General features: G+C 39.6%; 1 protein-coding gene. It reads right to left on the minus strand.

Features of this window, described 5'->3' with window-relative positions:
- Positions 1-70 precede the first annotated feature (70 nt).
- On the minus strand, positions 71-1,190 hold a 1,120-nt coding region (locus IQR33_RS23935; RefSeq protein ID WP_228014101.1), incomplete at its 5' end, for a UvrD-helicase domain-containing protein.

A 1,190-nucleotide genomic window follows, 5' to 3' on the forward strand; every position in this document is an offset into this window, starting at 1 on the left:
CGCTAGATATCACACATTTTTTGAGTCAGTCTTCTACTAGACTCCATCGGTGTTTGTGGACAGATGCATACTAGTTATGAGTAACGAATCCCAGTTCACCAATGGAATCCCTAACAGCCGCCATATCTTCTTTAGCGAGTAACTCGTGATCTAAAGCCAATACCAACCTCTTCTTGGCACGAGTAAGAGCGACATAGACCTTTTTCCATTCTTTATTAAATCGGTTTGCTTCGCTAATACCATTTTGGGTCAAATATTTCAGGGTATTAGAGCTGAGTATGATTACACACGTATCAGCATCCAATCCCTTGATAGATTCGATACTTTGGACTTTGAACTGAACGTCATTTCCCGTACAAGAATTGCACAGCTCATACAATTGGGGGTAGTGATAGTTTTCTAAGGTTAACCTGTGACTGGCTTTTAGCCTGTTAATAGCAATTCTTGCACCGACTTCGGCGACATCGTCCATAAAGTCAGAAAAAGCTGCTTTAACAAACAAAGCTTTGTCTTTCTTGTGGTTAGAATCACGAATCATTTCCTCGATCTCTCGTGGGAATGAGTGTTTGTGTTTAGATGAAGTTGTATAGCGACCATTCTTTTTGTCGATACAAACAAGTTGTTTTGTATCTAAGTAGTTCGTTAGTAGATCGTCATATCGCCCGTCCGTCGATTCAATGTACATGAGTTCACCAACCATTTCTGATAGTGACTCTTGTTGCTGATTTTCATAACAGAAGCTGTTTGAGACAGTTAGTATCTCTCTGGGGATTCGCCTAGTTTGATTGTTGATCGGTAGTATGGTCGCGTATTTTTTTTGAGTTAATTTTTGAACGAAAGCATCAAGATCTTGGGGAAACTTGATTGCTTGTTTTGGATCTCCGATCATGTATATGTCAATATCGTTGCTGCCTAGAACTTCGAAAAAGCGAAGTGCATCCTTATCTAAGTCTTGGACTTCGTCTATGAATATCTTGTCAAAACAGCTTCCTAGAATAGCCAAAAGTCTTCGGACTTTAGCTTTCTTCGCTCTGTTTTTGTGCTTGCTGGTGGTTTCATCAACAATTTGTTTAGCGATGTTGTAGACGCTCTCGGCATGAATGATGTTTTTATCTTTTAATCGTTTTAAGTGCCAGTTTTTGAATCTAGCATCGCTCGGTAACATCATTATTGATGCGTCGTTATACACA

Origin of the sequence: Vibrio sp. OPT46, from assembly GCF_015163535.1 — a bacterium.
Classification (GTDB): Bacteria; Pseudomonadota; Gammaproteobacteria; order Enterobacterales; family Vibrionaceae; genus Vibrio; species Vibrio alginolyticus.